Raw genomic sequence first — 16,352 nt, forward strand, 5'->3', positions numbered from 1 at the left:
GGTCAGGGCAGGTTGTCCACGTGGACGGTGTGATACAGCGTGACGGTCTCGCTCTGGGCACCGAGCTGGATGCTCAAGGTCACGAGCGCATACCGCGCGGTGATGGCCGGCGTGTCGTAGCTGAAGGAGCAGCTCTTCACATGGCGGGCCAGCACCGCGGCACTGCCGCCCACGGGCGGATTGGGCTGGCTGCTCACGAAGCCATAGCCGCTGTAGCGCGTCAAGGTCTCGGCCGTGGTGTCGCAACGGTAGGTGACCGGCTGCTCGATGGCGTAGACGCGGTAGGGCGGCGCCTGCAGCGAGTTGGGCAGAGCCGCACCGGCAATGGTCACAGTGGTTGCGTTGCCGGCCGCCGTGGACGAGACGCGCACATTGGCCTGGGTGTAGGCGTCGGCGTCGGGCACGCCGGGGCCGAGGTTGTACCAGGCCAGGCGCTGGTTGCCGGTGGCCAGGGGCAGGGCCGGGCCGACGATGGCGAAGCTGGTGTCGGCCGTGCCAAACAGCAGCGGGTTGCCGGCCTCGGTGCCGACCGCGTAGCGCGCCGCGCCGCTGACCGGGATCAGCTCCAGACTCTGGTTCTGGCCCGTAACGCGGGCGCTGTTGGGCAGGGCGGCGGCCAGGTCGCGGCTGATGCGGCGCAGCGCGGTGTCGGCCTCGTCGCCGAGCTGGGCGCGCGTGGCGCTGGCGAAGTAGGCCGTGATGGACGGCACGATGAAGATGGCCACCATGGCGATGACGACGCCGGTGATGGCGATCACCATGACCGCTTCGATCAGGGTGAAGCCCGCCTCAGTACGGCGCATTAGGCGCATAGCGGGTTCGCCAGCCTTGCAGCACGATGCTGCTGCTGTCAGGGCCAGAGACGGTGACGGTGATCTTCAGCGCGTCGCCGCTGCCGGCGGTCAGCGAGTCCAGCGCGGCGGCGGCGACGGCCACGCTGGCCGTGTAGCCGGACAGGCCGGTCACGGCGGTGTTGGAGAGGTCACGGATGCCGGTCATGGAAAAACCGGCGTAGTCGTTGACGTTGTCGAAGTAGTTGGTCGGCCCATAGCGTGTCTGGCCCGCTTCGGGGCCGCTGCCTTCCACCAGGCTCGCGCAGCCAGCTGTCGAAGTGGCGGTCTCGACATTGGTGTCGCCTGTGGGGTCGCACCAGGTGAACGGCATCAGCTGCACCTCGCGCAGCAGCGACTCGGCAATGGCGAGCTGCTGGCGGCGGATCATGGGGTCGGCGCTGGCCATCGTGGCGGCGGTGAAGACTCGCAGCATCGCGGCCAGCGCAATGCCCACAACGACGATGAACATCAGCAGCTCGATCAGCGTGAGGCCCTGGGCCCGGCGAGGGAGGTGCATGCGCTTCATGCTAGCCCAGGGTTCGCGTGGCCCAAGCGTCAAGGAAGGGGATAGATCAGCCCCGTGTCGGTCTCAACACGGTAGGCCTGGCTGTAGCTGCCGTAGGCCACGGTGACGGTCAGGCTTGCGGCCGTGCTCGTCACCATGCTGCCGCCGTTGGCGCTGTTGAACGTGACGGTGCGGCTGCCGCCCTCGGCGATGCAGGGCGACTCGGTGGCGRGGCAGGGCAGGGAGCCCAGGCTGGCGCCGCTGCCGTAGGCCCAGCTGACGCCCGAGCCGGTGATGGTGGCGACGATGGGCCGGCGCTGCTGCAGGGCCAGCCGCAGCATGCCCTGGTGGCGGGCCATCAGGTCGTCGCCAAACGAACGCAGCCGCCACAGCGTCGTGTCCACCACCTTGGGGAGGGCGAACACCGCCAGGGCGGCCGTGATCACGATGACGAGGATGAGCTCGATCAGCGTGAAGCCGTGCTGGCGACGGTTGGAGCCGCCAGCCGGTTTTGGCAAGCCGGCTGTCCGGCGTGCCAGGCCACGCATGCTGCGTGGCGCAGACATCAGTTGATGCTGGTGGCCGTGAAGTTGGCCGTCAGGCTGTTGCCGGTGACCGTGCAGTCAGTCTTCGTGGTGTCGACCGGCGTGATCGCAGCCGTGGCGATGGTGTAGCCGCTGGGCAGGCCGCCTTGCAGGGAAGTGGCGACGTCCTGGCAATTGCCGACGGCATTGCCCTTGCTGCTATTGGCCTTGCGGCTGGCGTAGTTGATGGCCGAGGCGGAGCTGAGAGCGCCGGCCACGCCACTGACGGCAGCCTGCTTGGCGTCCGCATCGACGGAGACGAACTTGGGCAGTGCGACCGCAGCCAGCACGCCCAGGATCACGATGACCATCACCAGCTCGATGAGGGTGAAACCAGCTTGTTGAGACTTGTTCATGGGGAGTCCTTCTTGCGCAGAAGCGCTGTCGTCCGGGGAGTGGCAGGACTATCGGCCAGCCATGGCCAGACAGGAAGTGAATTGCGCACGGCTGGTTCCACGCGCCTTGAAACGAGCCTGCAATCCGTTGCAAGCTTCACGCGCCAGGAGAGGTCAACGGCCTTGCGCGGCCTGGCCCAGGTTCCACAACGGCAGGAATACGCCCAGCGCCAGCACCAGCACCAGGGCGCCGATGACGGCCAGCAGGATGGGCTCGATGGCCGCCGACAGGCCCTTGATGGCGTAGTCGGTCTCGCGTTCGTACATCTGCGCGATCTCGGTCATCAGCGTGTCCAGCTCGCCGGTCTCTTCGCCCACTGCAATCATTTGCAGCACGATGGGCGTGAAGACGCCGGTCGCCGTGGCGCAGCGCGAGATGCTCTCGCCGCGCTCCACGCCGTCGCGCATCTGCTCGATGCGGGCGCCGATGTAGGCGTTGTCCACGGTCTGGGCCACCACCGTCATGGCCTGGCTGATGGGCACGCCCGAACTGTTGGCCAGCGCAAAGCTGCGCGCGAAGCGGGCCAGCGTGGCCTTGAGCACGATGTCGCCGGCGATGGGCAGCCTGAGCTTGAAGCGGTCCCAGGTGTAGCGCCCGTTGGCCGTGGCGATCCAGTTGCGCCAGGCCAGGCCCAGGCCGATGCCGCCAGCCACCACCATGGGCCACCACTTCAGCGTCCAGGCCGAGAAGCCGAGCAGGATGCGCGTCATCAGCGGCAGCTCGGTCTTGAAGTGGGCGAAGACGTCGGCGAACTTGGGCAGCACGAAGAGGTTGATGACGACCAGCGCGATGCCCATGGCGATGAACACCATGATGGGATAGCGCAGCGCCTGCTTGATGCGGGCGCGGATGTCGAGCTCGAACTCCAGGTGCTCGGCCAGGCGCTTGAAGACCTCGGTCAGCCGGCCGGTCAGCTCACCCACGCGCGTCATGGCGATGAAGAAAGCGCTGAACACCGCCGGGTGGCGGGCGAAGGCGGTAGCCAGCTCGCGCCCCTGGTCGAGGCTGGCGCGCACGTCCTGCAGCAGGCTGATGATGCCGGGGTGGGTGGTCGAGGCCTCCRGGCCGGCCAGCGCGCGCAGGATGGGCACGCCGGCCTTCTGCAGCGTGTACAGCTGGCGCGTGAGCACGAGCGAGTCTTCCATCGTGACGGGCTTGGCCAGCAGGGCCTGCAGCCAGCCACCGCCACCGGCCGCGCCGACGGCGTCCTGCGTCGGCTCGATGCTGACCGGCACGACGCCGCCGGCCATCAACTGGGCGGCCACGGCGTCGCTGGTGACGGCATCGACGATGCCTTCGACGAGTTCGCCGCGGCCGTTGCGGCCCTTGAAAGCGAAGTTACTCATTCAGCATCGACGCTGATGCGCACCGCTTCAGCCAGCGAGGTCTTGCCCTCGCGCACCAGGGCGAGGCTGCGGTCGGCGAGCGTCTTGCCCTTCAGCGCCTTGCGCGCGGCGGTCAGGAAGCCGCCGGCATCGCTGTTCTGGATGGCCAGGGCCATGTCGGCGTCCAGCTCCAGCATCTCGTAGATGCCACGCCGGCCCTGCGTGCCGGTGCCGTTGCACTCCGCGCAGCCACGGCCTTTCACGCTGGTGACGGCGGCGGTCTCGCCGTTCAGCGCCATCACCTGCTCCACCCAGGCCTGCTCCTGCGGCGTGGCCCGGTGCGGCTCGGCGCAGTGTTTGCACACGCCGCGCAGCAGCCGCTGGGCCAGCACGGCCTGCAGCGAGGTGGCCACCATGAAGGGCGGGGCACCCATGTCCAGCAGCCGGAAGGGCGTGGAGACGGTGTCCTTGGTGTGCAGCGTGCTCAGMAGCAGGTGGCCGGTGATGGCGGCGCGCAGGCCGATCTCGGCGGTCTCGGCATCGCGCATCTCGCCGACGAGGATGACGTCGGGGTCCTGGCGCAGCGCGGCGCGCAGCACGCGGGCAAAGTCCAGCTCGATCTTGTCGTTGACCTGCACCTGGGTCAGGCCCGGCAGGCGGTACTCGACCGGATCTTCCACCGTGATGATTTTCAACTGCTCGGCGTCGATCTCGGCCAGCGCGGCGTAGAGCGTCGAGGTCTTGCCGGAGCCGGTCGGGCCGGTGACGAGGATCATTCCCGAATCACGGCCCAGCAACTCGCGGAAGCGCTTGAGCATGTCCTCGGGCATGCCGATCTCGCTCAGCCGGCGCATCGCCGAGCCCTGGCCCAGCAGGCGCATGACAACGGATTCGCCGTACTGGCTGGGCATGGTCGAAAGCCGCACGTCCAGCGTGCGGTCGCTCAGGCGCAGCGTGAAACGGCCGTCCTGCGGCAGGCGCTTCTCGGAGATGTCCAGGCCGGCCATCAGCTTCAGGCGCTGGGCCAGCGCCGGTGCAATGCGCTTGTCGGCCTGCGTCAGCGTCTGCAACAGGCCGTCGACGCGGTTGCGGATCAGCAGCTCGCCTTCCTGCGGCTCGATGTGGACGTCGGACGCGCCGGCGCGGGTCGCGTCCTCGAACACCGACTGCAGCAGCCGTACGACGGGCGCGCCTTCCTGGCCGACGCTGGCCTGCAACGAGCCGAAGTCCACCGCGTCGCCGACGTCCCGTTCCAGCGCCTTGGCCAGGCCGGAGATCTCGTCGCTGCGGCGGTAGTGCTTGTCGAAAACGGCGGGCAGCTGACTGTCGGCCACGACGGCCATCGCCAGGCGGCGCTTCAGGATCTTGGCCAGCTCGTCGAAGCCGAACAGGTCCAGCGGGTCGGCCATGGCCACCAGCAGCGTGTCGCCGCGCTCCTCCAGCACCAGCGCGCGGAAGCGCCGCGCCGGCGTCTCGGGCAGCAGGCGCACGAGGTCGGTCTTGAGCGGGAAGGTCTTGAGGTTGACGAAGGGCGCGCGCAGCTGGCGCGCCAGCACATGGGCGAGGGCCTCCTCGGTGATGAGGTTGGCCTCGATGAGGATGCGGCCGAGCTTCTTGCCGGTGGCGCGCTGCAGCTCGAGTGCCTGGCCGAGCTGCTCGGCCGAGATCAGCTGCTGCTCGACGAGCACATCGCCCAGACGCAGCTTGGGGCGGGGGGCGGCGGCGGTGTCCACGGCTTCTGTGGTCATGCGTTGCTAGTCGCGTGGACTTCGGCAATGGTGGTCACGCCCTGCAGCACCTTGACGATGCCGTCCTGGCGCAGCGAGCGCATGCCCTCGGCCAGGCCGGCGTTGTGCAGCTCCTCGGCGCGGCTGCCGGTCTGGATCAGGCGGCGCAGGTTCTTGGAGATGGGCAGCAGCTCGTGCAGGCCGGCGCGGCCCTTGTAGCCGCTGTGGCCGCAGCTGGGGCAGCCGGGGCTGGTGAACTTCATCAGCCGGCCATCCTTGCCGTGGCTCTTGATCCAGTCGGCCATCAAAGCAAGCCGGCTGGGGCGCGCGTCGGCGGGGAAGACGTGCAGATAGTCATCCAGCAGCTCGCCGAGTTCCGCCTCGGTCAACGGCTCGCTTGTCTGGCAGGCCGTGCAGCTGCGCCGCACCAGGCGTTGGGCCAGCACGGCCAAGAGCGAGTCGGCGAAATTGAACGGGTCCATGCCCATGTCCAGCAGCCGCGTGATCGTTTCGGCGGCGCTGTTGGTGTGCAGCGTGGACAGCACCAGGTGGCCCGTGAGGGACGCCTCGATGGCGATCTCGGCGGTCTCCTGGTCGCGGATCTCGCCGACCATGATGACGTCCGGATCGGCGCGCAGGAAGGCGCGCAGTGCCTTGGCGAAGGTCCAGTCGATCTTGGGGTTGACCTGGACCTGGCGCAGGCCGGCCTGGGTGATTTCGATCGGRTCCTCGGCSGTCCAGATCTTGCGTTCTATCGYGTTGATGTGGCTGAGCGCCGAGTGCAGCGTGGTSGTCTTGCCGGAGCCGGTGGGGCCSACGCACAGCACCATGCCGTAGGGCCGGGCGACGGCGGCCAGCAGGGCGTCCTTGTTGGCCACGGTGAGACCCAGGCGCTCCAGCGGGATGGGCCGGCTGCTGGCCAGGATGCGCATGACGACGTCTTCCAGCCCGTTGTTGGTCGGGATGGTGGCCACGCGCAGCTCCAGCCTGTGCTGGGCCGAGAAGCGCGCGAAGTTGATCTTGCCGTCCTGCGGCTTGCGGCGCTCGGAGATGTCGAGGTCGCACATGATCTTGATGCGCGCGATCATGGCGTTACGGTAGGTGGGCGGCAGCTCCAGATAGGGCTGCAGCACGCCGTCGCGGCGGAAGCGGATCTTGAGCTTCTCGCGGCCCGGGTAGGTCTCGATGTGGATGTCGGACACACCCTGGTTGTGCGCCTCGATGATCATCGTGTTGATGAGGCGCACGAGGCTGTTGTCGCTCTGCTCGATGGGCGACTCGTCTTCCTTGGCCGAGCGCTCGCTGCTGTCGCGCTCCAGGCTTTCCATGAGCTTGTTGGAGCTTTCCAGCGAGAAGTCGGGCTGGAAATCGGGCAGGGTATCGATGTTGCCGCGCGGCAGCGCCTCGGCGCCGAAGCGGTCGTAGGTGCTCGGGATGGCGAACTGCAGCGTGCCCAGCCTGGTGAGCGTGGGCACGACCTTGAGCTGGGTGATGAACTCGACCTCGTCGATGGCCTCGCGCCGCGTCGGGTCTTCCATGGCGACGACGAGGCGGCCGTCGCGCAGCACCAGCGGCAGCATCTCCAGCCGCTTGGCCACGGCAAAGGGCAGCTTGCGCACGGCATCGGGCTCGATGGCGAAGCGCTCCACGTCGACGACGGGATAGCCCATCTTGCGCGCCAGTGCCGACTGCAGCTGGGCGCGGCTGATGACGCCCTTGCGCACCAGCAGCTCGCCCAGCGGCACGGAGCGGTCGTCGCGCTGCTGCACCAGGGCTTGCTCCAACTGCTCGGCCGTGACCAGGTCCAGCGCCAGCAGCGCCTCGCCGATGCGCACCATGGGCATCTTGGCCTGCTGCTCGATGGCCTGCAACAGCTGCTCGGCGCTGACGATGTGCTGCTCGACGAGGATGTCGCCCACGCGCCTCTGGCGCAGGCCGGTCTGCTCGACGGCGGCGGCGGCGAGTTGCTCCTGCGTGACGAGCTGGTCCTTCAGCAGCAGGTCGCCGATGCGCTCGCCGATCTCGAAATGGGCCAGTACCTCGCGCGGAATGAAGACGCGGCGCACCGAGTCGTCGTCGTCGGACAGCGGCGGGAACAGGAAGAGGCCGAGCTTGTCGTGCTGGTGGCCGATGGTGATGCCCTTCAACTCGTCGCCGCCGTTGAAGACGATGCGGAAGTCGCTGCGCGGGCGCTGGTCGACGCTGAGCGGCGCGTTCACATCGCTCTCTTCGCGCGGCGGCACGGCGATGGCGCGCATCAGCTTGACGGCACGGAACTGACTGAACTTCAGCGGCATGCTGTTGCGCGCCGGCGGCACATTGATGCGCACGATGCGATCGCTGGCGTCCACCGCCAGCAATTGGCCGACGCTGCGGCTGTTGTTCAGGCCGAGGATCTCGCAGGCCTCGGCGCCTTTTTGCACCTGGGGCTGCGGATAGGCCGCGTAGGGCGGGCAGGGCCAGAGGAAACCCGAGGCCGGGCCGGCGGTGGCCTCGGCGTCGTCAGGGGTCCAGGGCAGGGGCTCGGACGGGTCTGTCATGGATGCTCGTGCTGCGGTTGCGGGCCATTATGGAGGCCTGGAGACGCGGCTATGCACCACAAAAAACAGGTCGCCATGGCGGCAATCCCGACAATCAGGGCATGAACATCCTGCTCACCGGCTTCGAGCCCTTCGGCGGCGAAACGATCAATCCGGCCTGGGAGGTGGCGCGCGCGCTGCACAACCAGGTCATAGGCGACGCGACCTTGCACGCTCGCTGCCTGTCCACCAGCTTCGGCGACGCGCCGGGTGAACTGGCGCAGGCGCTCGCCGCGCTGCGGCCCGGCCTCGTCATCGCGCTGGGCCAGGCCAGCGGCCGCAGCGAGATCTCCATCGAGCGCGTGGCCGTCAACCTCATCGACGCGCGCATCGCCGACAACGCCGGCCAGCGCCCGCAGGACGTGCCGGTGCGCGCCGAGGCCCCGGCGGCCTACTTCTCGACGCTGCCCATCAAGGCCATGCGCGACGCGCTGCGCGCGGCCGGCCACCCGGCGGGGCTGTCGCTGTCGGCCGGTGCCTTTGTCTGCAACCAGGTGTTCTTCGAGCTGCAGCACCAGCTCGCGGGCCAGGGCGTGCGCAGCGGCTTCATCCATCTGCCGGCCCTGCCCGAGCAGGCAGCGCGCGTTCAGCCGACGGTGCCCAGCATGGGCCTGGCGGCGCAGATCGACGCGATCCGTCTCGCGGTGGCCGTGGCGCTGGCTGGCGAGGACAGCGGTGGGCCTGACGAAGGCGCGCCGACGAACTGAGCTACTCGTCCGTGTACTTGCGCCAGCGCGCGCTGGCCTTGCGCATCAGCTCCACCTGGCGGTAGAAGCGGCGGCAGTTGCTGCAGATGCGGTGGTGCAGGCGCAGCGACAGCCGCTCGGCCAGGGGCACGCTGCGGTCTTCGGCTTCCAGCGTGATCTGCGTGGCTTCGCGGCAGGTGATTTTCAGCTTGATCAAGTCGCCCCTCCAGCGAACCAGCCCATCTGCAAACAGTCCCTCAGCCTCAGCCGAGCCCGGTGCAGCATGACCCACAGATTGGTCGGCGTGATCAACAGTTCCTTACAGATCTCGTCGGACTCCAGCTCCAGCCATTCGCGCATCATGAAGAGGCGCCCCTGCTGGCCGGGCAGCTTCTCGACGCAGGCCTCCAGCACCTTCATGAAGTCGACCTGACGCAGCGCGTCCTCGGGGTTGCCCCAGTCGTGCTGAGTCTCGCGCCAGTGGCCGTCGCTGGCGAACAGCAGGTCGTCCAGGTCCTCGCCATCGTCGCTGGCCGCCGTCGTCGACAGCTCGCGGCTGTTCTTGCGGATCTGGTCGACGAGCTTGTGCTTGAGGATGCCGATGAGCCAGGTCTTGAGCTGGCTGTTGCCCGCGAAGGACTGCGGCTTTTCCAGCGCGGCCAGCAGCGTCTCCGACACCGCGTCCTCGGCCCAGGCCGGGTTGCGCAGTTGCAGGCGCGCGTACTTCAGCAGCACGGGGCGCAGGGCTTCGAGCTGGCGGCAATACTCAGGCGTTGCTGTCATGGCGGCGCGCAGTGTAAGGACTGGGCAATGTCTTGCGACTTCAATCTTGCCGCCGGATGATCGGCCGCCTTTCACCCCCCAACCTTTTGGAGACCTGTCCATGAAGAACCAAGCCCTCGTGTCCTCGGCGCTGGCCGCCGCCCTGTCCCTCGGCCTCGTCGCCCAGGCTCAAGCCCAGGACAAGGCCGCCAAGGAAAAGTGCTACGGCATTGCCAAGGCCGGCCAGAACGACTGCGCCACCGCCAACGGCAGCCACTCCTGCGCCGGCCAGTCCAAGGCCGACAAGGACGCCAACGAATGGAAGTACGTCGCCAAGGGCACGTGCGAGAAGGAAGGCGGCTCGACCAAGGCGCCCGGCAAGAAGTAAGCGCGGCATGGCGCCTGAACCTTGCGTCGGCATAGGCTGGCGCCAGCCCCACTACGAGACCTTGCTGGCCGGGCGCCCTGCGCTCGGCTTCATCGAGGTCCATTCAGAAAATTTCTTCGCCGACGGCGGCATCACGCTGGCGGTGCTGGACGCGGGCCGCGAGGCCTACGACGTCAGCCTGCATGGTGTCGGACTGGCGCTGGGTTCGGCGGCCGGGCTGGATGGCTGGCATCTCGACCGGCTCGCCCGTCTGGTCGAGCGCGTGCAACCCCGCTGGGTGTCCGACCACGCCTGCTTCGCCCGCGTGGGCTCGGGTCTGCATGCAGCCGACCTGCTGCCCATACCCTTCAACGACGAATCGCTGGCCTTGATGGCGAGTCATGTCGACCAGGTGCAACTGCGCCTGGGCCGGCCCATGTTCGTCGAGAACATCAGCGCCTACGTCGGCTGGGTCGGCGACACCCTGGCTGAGCCGGAGTTCTTCAACGAGCTGACACGGCGCAGTGGCTGCGGCCTGCTGCTGGACGTCAACAACTTGTTCGTCAACGCGCGCAACGCCGGCTTCGGTCCGGACGAGGCCGCGGACGAGGCCATGCGCTGGGTCGATGCGATCCGCCCCGGCAGCGTCGGCGAGATCCACCTGGCCGGGCATTGCGAACTGGCCGACGGCCTCGTCATCGACGACCACGGCAGCCGCGTGCGCGACGAGGTCTGGCGTGTCTACGCGCACGCCATCGCCCGCCTGGGCGCCGTGCCGACGCTGATCGAGTGGGACACAGCCGTGCCCGCGCTGGACGTGCTGTTGGCCGAGGCCGAGCGGGCGAGGGCGGTCCAGCGATGAAGGCCGAGCAGCAAGCCCTGGTCGACGCGCTGCTGGGCCGCGGCGCCGCACCCTCGGGCCTGACCAGCGCCGAGCGCGGTCTCGCGGCTTACCACCGCAACCTGCGGGCCTTGTCTGCCCAGGCCCTGGCCGTGCCATTCGGACGTTTGCGCGAGGCGCTCGGCGAGGCCGAGTTCGCCGCGCTGGCCTGGACCTTCTGGCGCGCGCACCCGCCCGAACGCGGCGACCTGGCTCAGTGGGGCGGGGCGCTCGAAGGCTTTCTCGTCGAGCGGGCCGGCGAGGCCTCCGGCCTCACCGATCTGGCGCGGCTGGACTGGGCCTCGCACCAGGCCGAGCGCGCGGCCGATGCCGAACTGGACGTCCCATCGCTGGCGCTGCTGGGCACGACGCCTCCCGAGCAGCTGTGGCTGCGCCTTCGCCCCGGCGTCGCCTTGATCGCCCAGAGCGACGGCCCGGTGCTCGTCTGGCGCGAGGGTTGGGCTGCCAAATCGCAGGCCCAGTCGCCCGGCGAGGCAGCCTTCATGCAGGCGCTGCTGGACGAAGTGAATCTTGCCGACGCGCTGGTGCAAGGTTTGGGCGCGCAAGCCGACTTTGACTTCGGCGCCTGGCTGCAAGCCGCGCTCCAACATGCCTGGCTGCAAAGGGTCAGCGCCACACCACCGAACCGGACCACGACACCATGAAAGCTCTGATCTCCACCGCCCTGCGCGCCTTCACCGACCCCGGCCTGCAGCCCACCCGCCTGCCGGCACCGCTGGACACCTTGGTCAGCCACCTGCAGTCGCTGGCGCTGCTGGCGGCGCGGCTCTATGTGGCCAAGATCTTCTTCATGTCCGGCCTGGTCAAGTTGCGCGACTGGTCGTCCACGTTGGCGCTGTTCAACGACTACTACCAGGTGCCGCTGCTGCCACCGGCGCTGGCGGCATACGCGGGCACGGCCAGCGAGCTGGCGATACCCGTCTTGCTGGTGCTCGGCCTGGCGGGTCGCTTCGCCGGGGCAGGGCTGTTTGTCGTCAACTTGATGGCGGCGCTTTCGCTGCCGGCGGAAGACCTCTCGGCCGCCGGCGAGGCGCAGCACATCCTGTGGGGCGTGCTGGCCTTGGTGATCGCGCTGTGGGGGTCGGGCCGCTGGTCCGTCGATCGCATGGTGCTGAACCCGGCGGCTGGCAGCGCGTATTGAAACAGGGCACTTTCTGTAAGCAGTCGCCACATCTGGAAACGGCCTGGCAGCAAGCGTTGCTCTAGTCTCGCGGACTGTTAGCAATGGTCTGTCATGGAGTTTTCAGAGCTGTTCACCCAGAGCGCGCGCGACGTGCTGCCGCACGCCAGAAGGAAGGGGCTTGTCGCCTACTTCGACTATCGCGGACCGCGCCTTGAGCTTCATGATCCCGGGCCTTACCTGCGTGCCGGCATCCATCGGATCTTGCTCGGCATCGTTGACTGCTTCGAGTCGGGCTTCGTCATGTTCAGCGCGGAAGTCGAGCCGCCGGTCTATGGCCGCAGCAGCATCGTCATCCACGCCGCCGGCACGGGAGTGCATCGCCCCTCCGATGTCGTGGGCGTGTTGCAGCGCCTGCAGTTGCTTGCCGAGGATGCCGATGTGGCCCAGGGGCTGGTGGCGCAAGCGCAGGCGCCGTGTCCGGCCACTGCCGGCTCGGTCCAGTTCGTCGATGCCGGACTGGACGGATTGGTTATTTCACTGAGCGGTGAAGTAGCCGCGGAGGAAATGGCGTTCGAACACGCACCGGACGCCGCGGGCTCGGTGGCATGGCTGGTCAGCCCTCTGCAAGGCGCGCTGGAGTCGGTCGAGACGAGGTTGCGGCATCTGGGCTGGCACGTGGTGTCGTTCGAGCGGTTCGAGGAGGCCACGGCGGCAATATCGGCTGCTCCGGCACCGATGCTGATGATCGCCGCGGAGCACAGCGGCCAGGATCTGCCTCAGCTCGAGCAGATCGCCCAGGCCTTGCCCGGCCTATGGACGGTGCTCGCCGTGGTCTCTGGCGCCGACGCCCTGCGCCTCCGGCATCAATGCTCGGTCGACATCCGGGTGCTTCCGTTCAGCCCGCTGGAACTGGAGCGCTTCACCGCGCATGTCGACACCCGGACTTCGACTGCCCTGTCGCGGCTGACATCGCCCACGCCGTTGTACGTCCAGGAGAGCCGACGTGTGCTCGTCGTGGACGACAACGTCGTCAACCAGATCGTCGCCCGGGGTCAGCTCGAGGCCTTGGGCTATGAGGTGGTGGTGGCTGGCGACGGGATCGAGGCGCTCGACTCCTGCTGTGACGAGCCGCCAGACATGGTGCTGATGGACGTGGACATGCCGGTCATGGACGGGTTGGAAGCCAGCGAGCATCTGCGGTCATTGCAGCGCGTCGGCAACCTGCCGCCGTTTCCCATCGTTGCCGCCACTGCCGGCGACACGGATCTGCGGCGCAATGCCTGCCTGAGAGCCGGCATGGATGGCTTCCTCAGCAAGCCCATGGACCTTCAGGCACTGGCCGACGAGTTGCACCGAGTGCTGCCGGGGCGCCCGATCTCCGTGGAGCTTTGAAGCCTAGAGCCTTGGCGACTATTCGCGTGGACGGAAGGTGAGGATCAGCACCGGCGGCGCGCGGCCGTCGGGGTCTTGCTAGCGTGGACAAATCGCGGCACTGCGCGGACACATTGGCAGATCGAGATATTCGGGCAATCGCTTGTCGCCATCTCGGGGTAGCTGTCCTACCTTATCGATTCCACGCAGCGCAGCTTCGTCCCAAGCGGGATCAGCACTTGGTCGTATTACCTTCCTGGCAAGAATCTTTCCGTCTGGTGCCAAAAAGACGCGAATTTCTACTGTCGGATTGGTCTCGCCTTCCGGGAAATTCGGACTTTTGCTCACTATGGTGCGCACTTTGCTGATCCAGTCACCAGATGGTCCCGAATTTTGGGCCGCGTTTCCGCTGGAGCCCGGCGTGCCGCCGGCCATGCCCTGGATGCGCCGCAGGTTCTCCAGCCGCTGCGCCTCGCGGCGGGCGTCGGCGTCCTTGGCTTCCTTCGCCTCTTTGACGTCCTTGGCGGTCTTGTCGTCCTTGAGCTTCTTGCGGTCCTGCTCGTCCTTGGTCGCCTTGTCTTTCGCGGCCTTGTCCTTGGCTTCCTTGTCTTTGGTCGCCTTTTCGAGCTTGGCGGCGTCCTCGCGAGCCTTGTCTTCCTTGCGCTTCTTGTCCTTGGCGATGGCGATCTCGGCATCGCGCTGTTCGGCGGCGGCCTCCTCGGCGGCGCGCTGCTGGGCGCGAGTGTCGGGCTGGGGCTTGGGCGCTTCCGGCTCGGGCTCGACCGGCGCCTCCTCGCGTGGCGCGGCCACGGTTGGCACGGACGACCACAGCTCCGCCTCGAAGGACGGCGACGAGTCGCTGCGCCAGTTCAGGCCTGAGCTGAGGGCGAGGATCARCAGGCCGTGGGCGATGAGCGCAAAGGTCAGGCCGCGGCCGATGCCGGCAGCCTCGGGGGGGCGCAGGGTCGCAGCGGACATGGTCTAGTTGCTCGACGCGCCGCTCTTCACGGCCAGGCCCACGCGCTGGATGCCGGCGCGCTGCAACGTGTCCATGACCTGCACGACGGCCTCGTACTTGACGTTCTTGTCGGCGGAGATGACGACAGGGCTGTTCGCGTCCTTGCCCTGCGCCTTCTTCACACGCTCGGCCAGGCGGTTGGCGGGAATGGATTCCGGCTCCAGCTGGTCGACCTTGATCTTCAGCTTCTCGTCGGTGCCGACGATGATCTGAATGACGTGCTCGGGCTGCTGGCGGCTTTTTCCCACGCTGGGCAGGTCGACCATGCCCGTCGTGATCAGCGGCGCGCTGACCATGAAGATGATGAGCAACACCAGCATCACATCGATGAACGGGACCATGTTGATCTCGTTCATCGTGCGGCGCCGGCGGCCGCCTCGAGCGGAGATGCCAGCCATCAGTGTTGCGTCGCGTTGCGTTGCAGGATGTTGGAGAACTCCTCGATGAAGGTCTCCAGCGTGATGGCCGCGCGGTCGATCTGGCGGGCGAAGCGGTTGTAGGCCAGCACGGCGGGGATGGCCGCGAACAGGCCGATGGCCGTGGCCACCAGCGCTTCGGCGATGCCGGGCGCCACCGTGGCCAGCGTCACCTGCGTTAGGTTGGACAGGCCGACGAAGGCATGCATGATCCCCCAGATGGTGCCGAACAGGCCCACATAGGGCGACACGGAGCCCACCGAGGCGAGGAAGGAGAGGTTGCTCTCCATCGCGTCCAGCTCGCGGTGGAAGCTGGCGCGCATGGCACGGCGGGCGGCGTCGAGCAGGGCGCTGTGGTCGGTCACGCGCTTCTCGCGCAGCTTCATGAACTCGCGCATGCCGGAGGCGAAGATGCGCTCCAGCGGCGCCCCATCGGTGCGGTTGCTGACCGATTGGAAGAGCTCGTTCAGGTTCTTGCCGCTCCAGAACTCGGCCTCGAAGGCGTCGTTGCGGCGCTTGATCTGGCCCAAGCCGATGAGCTTGCCGAAGATGACGCTCCAGCTCGCGAGCGACACGAGCAGCAGGCCCGCGATGACGAGCTGCACGGCAAAACTGGCGTGCAGGATCAGGGAGACGATGGACAGGTCTTGGTTCATGCGGTGATCGCCGCCACGACCGAGTCGGGCAGGCGTTGGGGTTTCAGGTCGTCGGCGCGCACGCAGCCGATGCGGATCTCGCCTTCGGCCAGCAGCGTGTCGCCACGCAGTGCGCGTTGGCGCACGACGAGGCTGGCGCGGCCGGCGGGTTCAGGTTCGACGGTGATGGTCAGCAGGTCATCGAGCCTGGCCGGCGCGGCGTAGCGCAGGCTGGTGGCGGCGACGACGAACATGACGCCGGTGTCCTCGCGCAGCTGATGCTGCTCGACGCCGGCCGCGCGCAGCCATTCGGTGCGGGCGCGCTCGAAGAACTTCAGGTAGTTGGCGTAGAAAACGATGCCGCCGGCGTCGGTGTCTTCCCAGTAGACGCGGACGGGAAACTCGAAATTCATGCCAGCACCTCACGCAGGCGACGCATGGCCTCCTGCAGGTCTTCCATCGACGACGCGAAGGACAGGCGCATCCAGCGGTGCGGGTCCGCCAGGCCGAAATCGCGGCCCGGCGTCAGCGCGACCTGGGCGCTTTGCAGCAGTTCGTGGGCGAAGGCCCAGCTGTCGGCGTGGTGGCGGCTGATGTCGATCCACGCATAGAAGGCGCCGTCGGGCGCGACAGGCACGGTCAGGCCAAGATCGTTGAGGGCGGCCACGACGTAGTCTCGGCGCTCGCGCAGCACGCTGCGGCGGCGTTCGAACTCGGCGATGGACTCGGGCTCGAAGGCCGACAGCGCGGCCATCTGCGCCAGCGTCGACGGGCAGATGTAGAGGTTCTGCGCCAGGCGCTCGATGGCCGGCACCAGGGTCGGCGGCAGGACTAGCCAACCCAGCCGCCATCCGGTCATGCCGAAGTATTTGGAGAAGCTGTTGACGGAGACGATGTCGTCGCCGAGCGCCAAGGCGCTGTGGCTGAAGTGCTCGTCGTAGCTCAGCGGCAGGTAGATCTCGTCAACGACCGTGACGCCGCCGCGCTCGCGCACAAAGCCGGCGATGTCGGCCAGCACGTCGGGCGCGATGGAGGTGCCGGTCGGGTTGCTGGGCGAGGCCAGCAGCACGCCACGCGTGGCCGGCGTCCAGGCCTCGCGCACCTGTGCCGCACCGAGCTGGAAG

The 16,352-nt window shown here is 67.9% G+C and carries 20 protein-coding genes; 6 read left to right on the top strand and 14 right to left on the bottom strand.

Annotation, left to right across the window (positions count from 1 at the left end):
* Positions 1-2: 2 nt before the first annotated feature.
* From ACXRVZ_RS22375 to ACXRVZ_RS22405, 7 genes are all read right to left on the bottom strand, one after another.
* Positions 3-803 (bottom strand): PulJ/GspJ family protein, encoded by an 801-nt coding sequence (locus ACXRVZ_RS22375; protein WP_457425813.1) that lies wholly within the window; start codon positions 801-803, stop codon positions 3-5.
* A complete protein-coding gene (locus ACXRVZ_RS22380; protein ID WP_457425811.1) occupies positions 790-1,350 on the bottom strand; it encodes a type IV pilus modification PilV family protein in 561 nt (186 codons plus the stop codon). The genes ACXRVZ_RS22375 and ACXRVZ_RS22380 overlap by 14 nt, the downstream gene beginning before the upstream one ends.
* 38 nt (positions 1,351-1,388) lie before the next feature.
* On the bottom strand, positions 1,389-1,904 hold the full coding sequence (locus ACXRVZ_RS22385; protein WP_458232838.1) for a type II secretion system protein: 516 nt from the start codon (positions 1,902-1,904) through the stop codon (positions 1,389-1,391).
* On the bottom strand, positions 1,904-2,278 hold the full coding sequence (locus ACXRVZ_RS22390; RefSeq protein ID WP_457425807.1) for a type II secretion system protein: 375 nt from the start codon (positions 2,276-2,278) through the stop codon (positions 1,904-1,906). The genes ACXRVZ_RS22385 and ACXRVZ_RS22390 overlap by 1 nt, the downstream gene beginning before the upstream one ends.
* A gap of 153 nt (positions 2,279-2,431) precedes the next feature.
* Positions 2,432-3,664: a type II secretion system F family protein gene (locus ACXRVZ_RS22395; RefSeq protein ID WP_458232839.1), complete on the bottom strand. Its 1,233-nt coding sequence runs from the start codon at positions 3,662-3,664 to the stop codon at positions 2,432-2,434.
* Entirely contained in the window at positions 3,661-5,391 is a 1,731-nt protein-coding gene (locus ACXRVZ_RS22400; RefSeq protein ID WP_457425803.1) for a GspE/PulE family protein, read from the bottom strand. The genes ACXRVZ_RS22395 and ACXRVZ_RS22400 overlap by 4 nt, the downstream gene beginning before the upstream one ends.
* Positions 5,388-7,910: an ATPase, T2SS/T4P/T4SS family gene (locus ACXRVZ_RS22405; protein WP_458232840.1), complete on the bottom strand. Its 2,523-nt coding sequence runs from the start codon at positions 7,908-7,910 to the stop codon at positions 5,388-5,390. The genes ACXRVZ_RS22400 and ACXRVZ_RS22405 overlap by 4 nt, the downstream gene beginning before the upstream one ends.
* A gap of 101 nt (positions 7,911-8,011) precedes the next feature.
* Between ACXRVZ_RS22405 and pcp the strand changes: the two genes are divergently transcribed.
* Positions 8,012-8,656, top strand: coding sequence for a pyroglutamyl-peptidase I (gene pcp / locus ACXRVZ_RS22410; protein WP_457425799.1), 645 nt, complete (start codon positions 8,012-8,014; stop codon positions 8,654-8,656).
* Between the two features lies 1 nt (position 8,657).
* On the opposite strand, the gene ACXRVZ_RS22415 is transcribed toward pcp, so the two are convergent.
* Entirely contained in the window at positions 8,658-8,852 is a 195-nt protein-coding gene (locus ACXRVZ_RS22415; RefSeq protein WP_457425797.1) for an anti-sigma factor family protein, read from the bottom strand.
* The gene (locus ACXRVZ_RS22420; RefSeq protein WP_457425795.1) at positions 8,849-9,418 is read right to left on the bottom strand and encodes a sigma-70 family RNA polymerase sigma factor; all 570 of its coding nucleotides are present in this window, start codon (positions 9,416-9,418) and stop codon (positions 8,849-8,851) included. Before ACXRVZ_RS22420 ends, ACXRVZ_RS22415 begins: the two co-directional genes overlap by 4 nt.
* A 100-nt stretch (positions 9,419-9,518) precedes the next feature.
* On the opposite strand from ACXRVZ_RS22420, the gene ACXRVZ_RS22425 reads away from it, so the two are divergent.
* The 5 genes from ACXRVZ_RS22425 (at position 9,519) to ACXRVZ_RS22445 (ending at position 13,180) form a co-directional block, all read left to right on the top strand.
* On the top strand, positions 9,519-9,785 hold the full coding sequence (locus ACXRVZ_RS22425; RefSeq protein ID WP_458232841.1) for a BufA1 family periplasmic bufferin-type metallophore: 267 nt from the start codon (positions 9,519-9,521) through the stop codon (positions 9,783-9,785).
* A 7-nt stretch (positions 9,786-9,792) separates the two neighbouring features.
* Positions 9,793-10,626 carry an MNIO family bufferin maturase gene (gene bufB, locus ACXRVZ_RS22430; RefSeq protein ID WP_457425791.1) on the top strand — a complete coding sequence of 278 codons (834 nt, stop codon included), beginning with the start codon at positions 9,793-9,795 and terminating at the stop codon, positions 10,624-10,626.
* On the top strand, positions 10,623-11,309 hold the full coding sequence (locus ACXRVZ_RS22435; RefSeq protein ID WP_457425789.1) for an HvfC/BufC family peptide modification chaperone: 687 nt from the start codon (positions 10,623-10,625) through the stop codon (positions 11,307-11,309). Before bufB ends, ACXRVZ_RS22435 begins: the two co-directional genes overlap by 4 nt.
* Entirely contained in the window at positions 11,306-11,806 is a 501-nt protein-coding gene (locus ACXRVZ_RS22440) for a DoxX family protein (protein WP_457425787.1), read from the top strand. The genes ACXRVZ_RS22435 and ACXRVZ_RS22440 overlap by 4 nt, the downstream gene beginning before the upstream one ends.
* 93 nt (positions 11,807-11,899) lie before the next feature.
* Complete coding sequence (locus ACXRVZ_RS22445) at positions 11,900-13,180, top strand: response regulator (protein WP_457425785.1); 1,281 nt, start codon at positions 11,900-11,902, stop codon at positions 13,178-13,180.
* 78 nt (positions 13,181-13,258) lie between these two features.
* On the opposite strand, the gene ACXRVZ_RS22450 is transcribed toward ACXRVZ_RS22445, so the two are convergent.
* The 5 genes from ACXRVZ_RS22450 to ACXRVZ_RS22470 form a co-directional block, all read right to left on the bottom strand.
* Positions 13,259-14,137, bottom strand: a complete 879-nt coding sequence (locus ACXRVZ_RS22450) for an energy transducer TonB (RefSeq protein ID WP_457425783.1) — start codon at positions 14,135-14,137, stop codon at positions 13,259-13,261.
* A gap of 3 nt (positions 14,138-14,140) precedes the next feature.
* Entirely contained in the window at positions 14,141-14,575 is a 435-nt protein-coding gene (gene tolR, locus ACXRVZ_RS22455) for a protein TolR (protein WP_457425781.1), read from the bottom strand.
* Complete coding sequence (tolQ, locus tag ACXRVZ_RS22460; RefSeq protein WP_457425779.1) at positions 14,575-15,249, bottom strand: protein TolQ; 675 nt, start codon at positions 15,247-15,249, stop codon at positions 14,575-14,577. Before tolQ ends, tolR begins: the two co-directional genes overlap by 1 nt.
* Positions 15,246-15,641: a tol-pal system-associated acyl-CoA thioesterase gene (ybgC, locus tag ACXRVZ_RS22465; RefSeq protein WP_457425777.1), complete on the bottom strand. Its 396-nt coding sequence runs from the start codon at positions 15,639-15,641 to the stop codon at positions 15,246-15,248. The genes tolQ and ybgC overlap by 4 nt, the downstream gene beginning before the upstream one ends.
* Positions 15,638-16,352 (bottom strand): aminotransferase class I/II-fold pyridoxal phosphate-dependent enzyme (locus ACXRVZ_RS22470; protein WP_458232842.1); only part of this gene is annotated, 715 nt, incomplete at its 5' end. The genes ybgC and ACXRVZ_RS22470, both read right to left, overlap by 4 nt.

The organism is Roseateles sp. P5_E8 (genome assembly GCF_054177665.1).

What these genes read in the sequence shown, in the direction of transcription:
- pcp (WP_457425799.1), top strand. Translation starts at nt 8,012, where the DNA reads ATGAACATCCTGCTCACCGGCTTCGAGCCCTTCGGCGGCGAAACGATC.
- ACXRVZ_RS22440 (WP_457425787.1), top strand. Translation starts at nt 11,306, where the DNA reads ATGAAAGCTCTGATCTCCACCGCCCTGCGCGCCTTCACCGACCCCGGC.
- tolQ (WP_457425779.1), bottom strand. Translation starts at nt 15,249, where the DNA reads ATGAACCAAGACCTGTCCATCGTCTCCCTGATCCTGCACGCCAGTTTT.
- bufB (WP_457425791.1), top strand. Translation starts at nt 9,793, where the DNA reads ATGGCGCCTGAACCTTGCGTCGGCATAGGCTGGCGCCAGCCCCACTAC.
- ACXRVZ_RS22380 (WP_457425811.1), bottom strand. Translation starts at nt 1,350, where the DNA reads ATGCACCTCCCTCGCCGGGCCCAGGGCCTCACGCTGATCGAGCTGCTG.
- ACXRVZ_RS22375 (WP_457425813.1), bottom strand. Translation starts at nt 803, where the DNA reads ATGCGCCGTACTGAGGCGGGCTTCACCCTGATCGAAGCGGTCATGGTG.
- ybgC (WP_457425777.1), bottom strand. Translation starts at nt 15,641, where the DNA reads ATGAATTTCGAGTTTCCCGTCCGCGTCTACTGGGAAGACACCGACGCC.
- ACXRVZ_RS22445 (WP_457425785.1), top strand. Translation starts at nt 11,900, where the DNA reads ATGGAGTTTTCAGAGCTGTTCACCCAGAGCGCGCGCGACGTGCTGCCG.
- ACXRVZ_RS22425 (WP_458232841.1), top strand. Translation starts at nt 9,519, where the DNA reads ATGAAGAACCAAGCCCTCGTGTCCTCGGCGCTGGCCGCCGCCCTGTCC.
- ACXRVZ_RS22420 (WP_457425795.1), bottom strand. Translation starts at nt 9,418, where the DNA reads ATGACAGCAACGCCTGAGTATTGCCGCCAGCTCGAAGCCCTGCGCCCC.
- ACXRVZ_RS22435 (WP_457425789.1), top strand. Translation starts at nt 10,623, where the DNA reads ATGAAGGCCGAGCAGCAAGCCCTGGTCGACGCGCTGCTGGGCCGCGGC.
- tolR (WP_457425781.1), bottom strand. Translation starts at nt 14,575, where the DNA reads ATGGCTGGCATCTCCGCTCGAGGCGGCCGCCGGCGCCGCACGATGAAC.
- ACXRVZ_RS22390 (WP_457425807.1), bottom strand. Translation starts at nt 2,278, where the DNA reads ATGAACAAGTCTCAACAAGCTGGTTTCACCCTCATCGAGCTGGTGATG.